General features: G+C 75.3%; 5 protein-coding genes and 1 pseudogene. 2 read left to right on the top strand and 4 right to left on the bottom strand.

Annotation, left to right across the window (positions count from 1 at the left end):
* From E1291_RS34810 to E1291_RS34825, 4 genes and pseudogenes are all read right to left on the bottom strand, one after another.
* Positions 1-2,078, bottom strand: a pseudogene (locus E1291_RS34810) (hypothetical protein); the annotation flags it as partial.
* A 79-nt stretch (positions 2,079-2,157) separates the two neighbouring features.
* The gene (locus E1291_RS34815) at positions 2,158-3,204 is read right to left on the bottom strand and encodes a cation diffusion facilitator family transporter (protein ID WP_131742321.1); all 1,047 of its coding nucleotides are present in this window, start codon (positions 3,202-3,204) and stop codon (positions 2,158-2,160) included.
* 126 nt (positions 3,205-3,330) lie between these two features.
* Entirely contained in the window at positions 3,331-4,347 is a 1,017-nt protein-coding gene (locus E1291_RS34820) for a hemolysin family protein (RefSeq protein WP_131742322.1), read from the bottom strand.
* On the bottom strand, positions 4,335-6,131 hold the full coding sequence (locus E1291_RS34825) for a hemolysin family protein (RefSeq protein WP_131742323.1): 1,797 nt from the start codon (positions 6,129-6,131) through the stop codon (positions 4,335-4,337). Before E1291_RS34825 ends, E1291_RS34820 begins: the two co-directional genes overlap by 13 nt.
* Before the next feature lie 346 nt (positions 6,132-6,477).
* Between E1291_RS34825 and E1291_RS34830 the strand changes: the two genes are divergently transcribed.
* Both E1291_RS34830 and E1291_RS34835 read left to right on the top strand, forming a co-directional pair.
* Positions 6,478-7,689 carry a hypothetical protein gene (locus E1291_RS34830; protein ID WP_131742324.1) on the top strand — a complete coding sequence of 404 codons (1,212 nt, stop codon included), beginning with the start codon at positions 6,478-6,480 and terminating at the stop codon, positions 7,687-7,689.
* The coding region (locus tag E1291_RS34835) for a protein kinase domain-containing protein (RefSeq protein ID WP_242614566.1) at positions 7,686-9,246 on the top strand (1,561 nt) is incomplete at its 3' end. The genes E1291_RS34830 and E1291_RS34835, both read left to right, overlap by 4 nt.

Below are 9,246 nucleotides of genomic sequence, written 5' to 3' on the forward strand. Positions count from 1 at the left end.
GCCTGCAGCCGGTCGGCCTCCGCGCGCGGCCCGCCCAGCTCCGCCTCGGCCTCCGCCTGGACGACGGCGAGCCGCTCGGCCTCCGCCTCCGAGTCCGCCGCGGCCCGTTCGGCGGCCGCGACCGCCTCCCCGGCCTCCTCGCTCGCCGTCTCCAGCTCCGCCCGCTCGGCGTCCAGCTCCTCACCGCGCCGCGTGTTCGCGGCCCGGACGGACTCCAGCGCCGCCGCGTCCCGCGGCCACTGCTCCAGCCACATCAGCCCCCGCTGGAGCAGACGCGCCTCCGTCCGCCAGGACTGCCGCCACGACTCCCCCACCGGCCGGACGGTCGCGGCCCGCACCCACCCCTCGGGCGCCCGAGGGACCGGCTTGGCGCGCCCCTCGACGCGGGCCGCCTCCAGCACGGCCCGTGCGTCCTCGGGGATCGGCAGAGTGGACTCGGGGCCGCCGGACAGCGCCTGGGGCGCGGGAACCTGCGCGTCCGCGATCGTCGCGTCGTCATCCCCGGGAAGGTCGAGTAGCGGCTGGGCGCGGGTGGTCGCGGAAGCATGTGCTCCCGCCGGGTCTGTGGGGGGTTCGTCCGCTTCGGCGGGGGCCTCTGGGAGCGGGTTGGCGCGGGTGATCGCGGATGCCGGCTCGTCCGCGATGGTCGCTTCTGCGTCCTCGGGAAGGTCGGATAGCGGCTGTGCGCGGGTGGTCGCGAAGGTGTGTGGTTCCGCCGCGTCTGTGGCGGGTTCGTCCGCTGCGGGGAGGGGGTTGGCGCGGGTGACTGCGGATGCGGGTTCGTCCGCGATGGTCGCTTCCGTGGCCTCGGCGGGGATGTCGGGGAGGGGATGGGCCTGCGTGGTCGCGGAGGCGTGTGCCTCCGCTGGGTCTGCGAGGGGTTCGTCCGCTTCGGGCAGGGGGTTGGCACGGGTGATCGCGGAGGCCGGTTCCTCGGCGTCCGCCGGGGGGTACGCGTCCTCGGGGAGGACGGGGAACGGCTCGGCGCGGGTGACCTCCGACGCCTGCTCGGGGAAGGCGGGAATCGGCTCGGCGCGGGTGGCCTCCGCCGGATCCGGCTCGGGGGACGAGGTGATCGGCCTGAACTCGACCGTGCCGTTGGAACCGAACTCCCTGCGGGGCGGGGGCTCGGGCGCCAGGTCGGGGGCGGTCTCGTCCAGCGTCGTGTCGGCGACCGTCTCCTCGGGCCTCGTGTCGACGACGGTCTCCTCAAGAGCCGTTTCCGCAACGGTCTCCTCAAGAGCCGGGTCGGCGACGGCCAGCGCGCCGGGCTCAGGGGCGACGGCGTCCTCGTCGTCCCGTGGGTGGGTCTCGATGAGCAGGGCGAAGATCTCCGGGTCGTCCTCCATGCCCGCGAGCAGTTCGCGGGCGCGCTCCTGCGTCGGGACGAGGAGCAGCGCCCGCTCGCTCGCCGCGAGCAGGCCGCGGAGGGCCGTGCGGACGGCCTCGGGCTCTTCGGCCTCGTCCGGTACGTGGACGAAGCGGAGCGGGTCCGTCTCGTCGTCCAGGGAGGCCGGGTCGACGAGGAGACGGGCCAGGGTCTCCCAGTCGCCGGTGACCCGGCGTTCGCGCAGGGCCCGCAGGGCGGCGAGGTGCGGTGCCCAGCCCACCGGCGGGACGTCCTCAGGAGTGGCGCGCAGGTCCGCGTCGAGCCGCTCGTAAAGGTCCGTCAAAGGGCCGTAGACCTCTTCGACGAGGGCCGCTCCACTCCAGGCGGGGCCCGGCTCAGCGGACGCGCCCTCCAGTTCGACGGCCGCCTCCTCCGGTTCGACGGCCGCGTCCTCCGGTTCGGCGTTCTCCAGCTCGACGGGTGCGTTCTGGGGCTCAGCGGACGCGTTCTCTGGCTCGGCGGGTGCGACCTCCGGGTCAGTGGAAGCGTCTACCGGCTCGGCGGGGGTGTTCTCCGGTTCTTCTTCGGCAGGGGGGAGTCCGGTGTCCTGTTCTCCGGTCGCGGACGGGGGCAGGGGGATGAGAGCCACGGTGGGAGCCTCCGACTCGGGAACGTAGGCGGGTCGCTCGTCCTCGGGCGCCGCCGGGCGCTCGTCGTCCGGGCCGTTGGTCCCTGCTGACTGCTTCACCGACGCCATCCCGCTCCAGATCGACCCGGGGCCCTATTTCTCCCCTTCTTCCCCCCACTAACGTCTCACAGGTTATTGATCATCGGTGCCCGGCCAGGAGACGGTGGTGATCTTCGCCGCCGCGCGGCTGCGGATCGGCGTGCACGACCGCTCCGGTAAGCCGCGGCAGGGCGTGCAGGAGGCCGTGCTCGGCGTCGACGGCGACCTGGTGGGCGCGGACGGCGGTGCCCGCGGGGTCGACGACGACCTCGCACTCGGCGCGCAGCCGGTGGCCGGTCCAGCGCAGCCGCACCGAGCCGACCGCCAGCACGCCCGGCGTGGCGGCCAACGCGGCCTCCGCGCGGTCGACGAGGGCGGGGTCCACGGCGTCCATGAGGCGCCGCCCCACCTCGCGGGCCGTCTGCCACAGGACGCCCAGGATCGCGACCGTGATCAGCAGGCCGACCACGGGATCGGCCCAGGGCAGCCCGAGCGCGACCCCGCCCGCCCCGGCGAGGACGGCGAGGGACGCGAAGCCGTCCGTCCGGGCGTGCAGGCCGTCGGCCACCAGCGCCGCCGAGCCGATCCGGCGGCCGACGCGGACGCGGTAGCGGGCGACGAGCTCGTTCCCGGCGAAGCCCACCAGGGCCGCCCCGGCGACCGCCGCCAGGTTGTCCACAGGCTGTGGATGACCCAGCCGGTGGACGGCGGTGTACGCGGCGGCGATGGTCGACGCGGCGATCGCGAGCACGATCGCCACGCCCGCGAGGTCCTCGGCGCGCCCGTACCCGTAGGTGTAGCGCCGCGTCGGCGGGCGCCTGCCGAGGACGAACGCGATCGCCAGCGGGACGGCGGTCAGCGCGTCCGCCGCGTTGTGGAGCGTGTCGCCCAGCAGCGCCACCGACCCGGACACCGCGACCACGACGGCCTGGACGAGCGTCGTGGCACCGAGCCCGGCGAGGGAGATCCACAGGGCGCGCATGCCCTCGCCCCCGGCCTCCATCGCCGCGTCCACCTTGTCGGCGGGCTCGTGCGAGTGGGGCCGCAGCACATGGAGGACCCGGGCCCGCCACGGCCGCGCCACCCCGTCCCCGTGCCCGTGCCCGTGACTGTGCCCGTGCCCGTGACTGTGCCCATGTCCGCTCATGCCTTCCACGATGACCCGAAAGGGCCGCTGCAGCATCTCGACAGAAGCGCAGTCGTCGCAGGTGCGCGGCGTCCGCCGGTGCGGCCGGGTCGTCAGTGCCACCCGTTCGTCAGTGCCAGCCGGTCGTCAGTGCGGGTTGGTGGCCAGCAGCTCCGCCAGCAGGTCGTCCAGCGTGACGATCCCCGCGAACTCGCCGGCGTCGTCGTGCACGACGGCCAGCTGGGCGCGGGCCCGGCGCATCCGGCTCACCGCGTCCAGGACGGTGGTCTCCGCCGTGAGGGCGGGCGCCGGGTGGGCGAGGTCGGCGGCGCGGTGCTCGCCGTCGGGCGCGGTGACGGCGGCCCGGACGTGCACGATGCCCGTCATCGCGCCGTCGCCGTCGCGCACCAGCATCCTGCTGTGGCCGCTGGCGGTGGCGGTGCGCCGGATCTGCGCGGCGGTCGCGTCCGCGTCGATGGTCGTGACGGACGTGGCGGGCACCACGAGGTGGCCGACGGTCGCCTCGCGCGCCGAGATCGCGCGGCCGAGCAGCTCGTGGTCGTGCCGGCCGATGAGGCCGAGCCGGCGGGACTCGCCGAGCAGGTGGCTGAGCCGGGCCGGGTCGGCGTGCCCCTCCAGCTCGTCGCGGGGGGTGACCCGGATGAGCCGCAGCAGCCCGTTGGTCATCGAGTTCAGCGCGGCCAGCACCGGCCGGGAGATCTTCGCGAACGCGCGGAACGGCAGGGCCAGCAGCACCGCCGACCGCTCCGGGCGGCCGATCGCCCACGACTTCGGCGCCATCTCCCCGACGACCATGTGCAGGAACGTCACCACGGCGAGGGCGCACGCCAGCGCGATGGCCTTCGCGCCCGCCTCCGGGACCCCGGCGGCGTGCAGCGGCGGCTCCAGGACGTGCTCGAAGGCGGGCTCGGTGACGATGGCGAGGCCCAGCGAGCACATCGTGATGCCGAACTGGGCCCCGGCGAGCATCAGCGACAGCTCCCGGACCCCGGCGACGGCGGCGACGGCGGGCCGGCTCCCCTTGGCGGCGGCGCGTTCGAGCTGGGAGCGGTTGGCCGCCACCAGCGCGAACTCGGCCGCGACGAAGAAGCCGTTGCCGAGCAGCAGCAGGGCCGTGATCACCAGGGAGGTCAGCGGGTCCATGACGCCTCCTGCCCGGACTCGACGTCGCCGCCCGGATCCGCCACGCCCCGGTCCGACGGCGTAGCGCCGTCGCCGGGACCGTCCCCACCGGGCGCCCCGGCGGCCAACACCCCGTCCGTCCGCGTGCCGTCCGTCCGCGTGGTGTCTGCCCTCGCGGCTTCGGCGTCTGCGCGGTCCACCTGCACGCCGTTGGCCTGCGTGCTGTTCGTCTGTGTGGTGTCTGCCTTCGCGGTGTTCGCGTCTGCGCGGTCCACCTGTGTGGTGTCTGCCTTTGCGGGTTCTGTGGGTGCGCGGTCTGCTTGCGCGCCGTTCGCACGGGCGCGTTGGGGGCGTGGGTCGTCTGTCCGCGCGGTGTCCGGGGTCGTGGGTTCCGTTTCCGGGCGGCGCGGTTGTGGGTCGTCCTGGGGCGGGGACGGGGGCGGGATCGCGCACGGTGGGTCGGAGACGGCCGGGCGGCGGGCGCCGGTCGCCGGGGCCGCCGAACCGCGCAGGCGGATCCGGTCGGCGACGCGGCGGGCGACGCTCACGACCTCCAGGTCGACGTGCCCGGCCGTGGAGTCGAGCGGGACGGTGAGGGTGTCGCCCGGGCACGGCAGGCGGCGCAGCTCGGCCATGACGAGGCCGCCGAGCGTGTCGTAGGCGTCGCCCTCGGGGAGGTCCAGGCCGGTGCGGCGGCCGACCTCGTCGATGCGCATGCCCGCGTCGACGAGCCAGGAGCCGTCGGGCGCCGGGACGGCGGCGTCCTCGCGGGCGTCGGTCTCGTCGGCGATCTCCCCGACCAGCTCCTCGGCGACGTCCTCGAAGGTGAGGATGCCGGCGAGGCCGCCGTACTCGTCGACGACGCAGGCGAACTCCTCGCCGGAGTCGCGCATCCGCTCGATCACCCCGTACAGCGGCTGGCTGCCGGGGACGAGCAGGGCGGGCCGGGCGATCCGCGCGAGCGGGGTGGCCGGGTCGAGGGCGTCGTCGGCCACCTCGCGGACGCCCGCGACGCCGATCACGTCGTCGACCTCCTGGTCGTAGACGGGGTAGTTGCTGTGCCCGGTCTCGCGGACGAGCGCGACGAGGTCGGCGACGGGCGCGGTGCAGGGCAGGGTGCGGACCTGGGGTCGCGGCACCATGACCTCGTCGGCGGTGAGGTCGCCGAAGGACAGGGCGCGTTCCAGCACGCCGGACAGGTCGGCCGGGAGGTGCCCGGAGCTGTGCGACTTGCCGATGATGTCGCCGAGGTCCTCCAGCGTCGCGCCGCTGTGCAGCTCCTCGACGGGCTCGACGCCGACGGCGCGCAGCAGGCGCTCGGCGGCGCGGTCGAACAGCCGGATCAGCGGGCCCGCGACGGCGAGGTAGACGAGCGTGGACGCGGCGAGGGCGCGGGCCAGGGACTCGGCGCGGGCCAGGGCGAGGTTCTTGGGGAACAGCTCGCCCAGCAGCATCTGGACGAGCGTGGCCAGCACGAAGCCGGTGGCGAGCGCGATCGCGCCGGTGGCGCCGGACGGGACGCCCGCGACGCCCAGCAGCGGCTCGATCAGCTCGGCGAGGGCGGGTTTGGCGATGAACCCGACGACCAGGGTCGTCATCGTGATGCCGAGCTGGGCGCCCGACAGCATGAACGACAGCCGACCGATGACCTTGAGGGCGCGCCGGGCGGCGGCGTCGCCGCGGTCGGCGGCCTGCCCGAGCGCCGCGCGGTCGGCGGCGACGTAGGCGAACTCCTGGGCGACGAAGTATCCGGTGGCGGCGGTGAGCAGGAGCACCGCGAGGACTCCCAGTGCCGCGCTCAGCACGGGGCACCGGGTCTATGACTGGGGTCCGACACCGCGGACTCACCACTCCTCTCGTTCAGGTCCTATCTGCGTAACGCCAGCTCGCGCCACGAGGTTCCTGGAGTACAGCGTACGGCGCGGCGGCGGGCCGCCCGCCGGGTGAGGTCCCCGCGAGTCGCGCTGTGTACCGGTAAAGAAAGGACCTTGTCTCGCCCAGTGTCACGGATCACACTTGAAGGAGAGCGTTCGTCCGAAGCTGGAGTGGTTCCCCGCTCCCAGACCCGCCCGGCCCGGGGGCGCTCGGGGATCGTTGTGGACCGAACGCGGGACTGATGTGGACGAAAGCGGGCCAGGGGCCGCCGCGCCCATGAGCCGGGAGGGGATCGACCATGCCCTGCGCGGCCTCCGGGACGAGCGCGAGCGGATCTCGGCGTCACTGTTGGAGCTCGACGCCCACCAGGGCAGCCGGCTGCTGAAGGGGGCGAGGCTCACCGGGGAGACATGGCGGCGGTGGGACGCGGCGCAGACCCGGCTGGGGCACCTGTGGCGGCTGTTCGAGTCCTACCAGCGGGTGCTGGACGAGGCGGGGGAGCTGCGCGGGCGCTCGTCCCGGCCGGACGCGGCGACGCTGGTGGAGCTGACCGGGATGCTGTCGGGGCTGTCGGTGGAGGTGCCGGACGGCGAGATCCCGCTGGAGCAGCGCACGCTGCTCGGCCCCCAGGAGAAGCGGGTGACCCTGGACGAGGCGGTGGCCCTGATGTCGGAGTCGTACGTGTTCGTCGCGGGGGAGATCGGGGCGGCCGACGCGGCGTGGACGGCGCTGCTGCTGCCGCTGGAGGAGGCCGAGGAGGGCTGGCGGGAGACGGCGCGGCTGGCGCACTCGCTGGACGGGACGCGCCATCCCGAGCTGGACCGGCTGGGCCGCGAGCTGACGGCGCTCGGCCGGCTGGTCCGCCACGACCCGCTGTCGCTCGTGCGGGACGGCCGGGCCGACACGAGCCGGCTGGACCGGGTGCGCGCGGTGCTGGCGTCGCTGCGCGGGGAGCTCGCCGGGGTGGCGCGGCTGCGGGACGGGTACGCCGAGGTCGTGGCGCAGCTCACCGCGGCCGTCGAGCGGGTCGAGGACACCGAGCGGCGGGCGTGCGCGGCGCACGGGACGGTCCTGGTCAAGATCGAGGCGCCGCGGCTGCCCGCGCCGGCCCGCAGGCTCGGCACCGGCCTGCGCGACCGGCTCACCGCGCTGGAGCGCCTCCGGGAGGCGGGCCGCTGGGTCGAGATGGCGGGCCGCGTCGCGGAGCTGGAGCGCGCCGCGGCGGACGCGCTGGAGCGGGCGGAGGGCGACCTGCGGCTCAGCACCGGGCTGCTGGACCGCCGGGGCGAGCTGCGCGGACGCCTGGAGGCGTATCGGGCGAAGGCGGCGCGGCTCGGGCTGGCCGAGGACGGCACGCTCTCCCGGCTGTACGGGCAGGCCCGCGAGGTGCTGTGGACGGCGCCCTGCGACCTGCGCGGCGGCACGGTCGCGGTGGCGGAGTACCAGCGCGCGATCAGGGCCTGCGAGAGCGAGACGGGGACGTCATGACCCGGTGCGCGCAGGACGGCTGCACGGGCACCGTCGACGCCGACGGGTTCTGCGACGTGTGCGGCATGGCGCCGCCGATCGGTCCTCCGCGCGCGGACCCGGCGAGGGTGCCGCTGCCGGTCGCGGCGCTGGTCGTGCCGGAGGCCGGAGCAGAGGGCGGGTCAGGCGGCGGGTCAGGCGGCGGGTCAGGCGGCGGATCCGGCGGCGGGTCGGGGGGCGCGCGGCCGAGCACGGGGTCCGTACCGACGGCGCCCGCGTTCCTCTCCTCGCCCCCGCCGGAAGGCGTACGGGACGGCTCGGGCCCGTCCGGCCCGTCGGGGAGCGGGTCTTCGGGCTCGGTGCCCGGCGGCGCGACGCGCTGGACCAGTTCCGGGCCGACCAGGCGCGGGATGCTCGGAGCGGGGCTCGTGGAGGTGCCGCACGTCCCCTACCGTGACCCGGCGTCGGCGGTCATGGAGCGGCCGGAGGTGCCCGAGACCCGGCGCTACTGCAGCCGGTGCGACGGGAAGGTCGGCCGGGGCCGGGACGGGCGTCCGGGCCGCACCGAGGGGTTCTGCAAGTACTGCGGGCATCCGTTCTCGTTCACGCCGAAGCTCGCCAAGGGCGAGATGATCGGCGGGCAGTACGAGGTGCTCGGCTGCCTGGCCCACGGCGGCCTCGGGTGGGTGTACCTCGCGCGCGACCACAACGTCAGCGAGCGGTGGGTCGTCCTGAAGGGGATGCTCGATACCGGCGACGCCGACGCGCTGGCCGCCGCGACCGCCGAGCGGGCCTTCCTCGCCGAGGTCGAGCACCCCAACATCGTCAAGATCTACAACTTCGTCCGGCACGCCGACTCCGGCTACATCGTGATGGAGTACGTCGGCGGCCGGTCGCTGAAGGACATCCTGCTGAGCCGCCGCGACGCGGAGGGCGAGCAGGCCGCGCTGCCGCTCGGCCAGGTGATCGCCTACGGCCTGGAGGTCCTGAGCGCGCTCGGCTACCTGCACGGCGTCGGGCTGCTGTACTGCGACTTCAAGCCCGACAACGCGATCCAGTCCGAGGAGCAGCTGAAGCTGATCGACCTCGGTGGGGTGCGCCGGGCGTTCGACGTCGACAGCCCGATCTTCGGGACGCCCGGCTACCAGGCGCCCGAGATCGGCACGCGGGGCCCGTCGGTCACGTCCGACCTGTACACGGTGGGCCGGACGCTGGCGGTGCTGAGCTTCCCGTTCCGCGGCTACACGGGGCGGCATCTGCGCAGCCTGCCGCCGCGCGCCGAGGTGCCGCTGTTCCGGCGGCACGAGTCCTACCACCGGCTGCTGCGGCGGGCCACGCACCCCGACCCGGCCCGCCGTTTCCAGAGCGCCGCGGAGATGGCCGCGCAGCTCACCGGCGTGCTCCGCGAGGTGCTGTCGGCCGAGGACGGCCTGCCGCGGCCCGCGCCGTCGCCGCTGTTCGGGCCCGAGCAGTACGCCGCCGGGACGGAGATCGCGGCGGCCGGGCCGGACCGGGCGGCGCCGTTCCCCTCCGCGTTCCCGCCGCCGGTTCCGATCAACGCGCCGGGGAACGCGGAGC

Origin of the sequence: Actinomadura roseirufa (genome assembly GCF_900659635.1) — a bacterium.
In the GTDB taxonomy this organism is placed as follows: Bacteria; Actinomycetota; Actinomycetes; order Streptosporangiales; family Streptosporangiaceae; genus Spirillospora; species Spirillospora roseirufa.

Excerpts from the sequence above, each read along its gene's own strand:
- E1291_RS34815 (WP_131742321.1), bottom strand. The coding sequence starts at position 3,204 with ATGAGCGGACATGGGCACAGTCACGGGCACGGGCACAGTCACGGGCAC.
- E1291_RS34830 (WP_131742324.1), top strand. The coding sequence starts at position 6,478 with ATGAGCCGGGAGGGGATCGACCATGCCCTGCGCGGCCTCCGGGACGAG.
- E1291_RS34820 (WP_131742322.1), bottom strand. The coding sequence starts at position 4,347 with ATGGACCCGCTGACCTCCCTGGTGATCACGGCCCTGCTGCTGCTCGGC.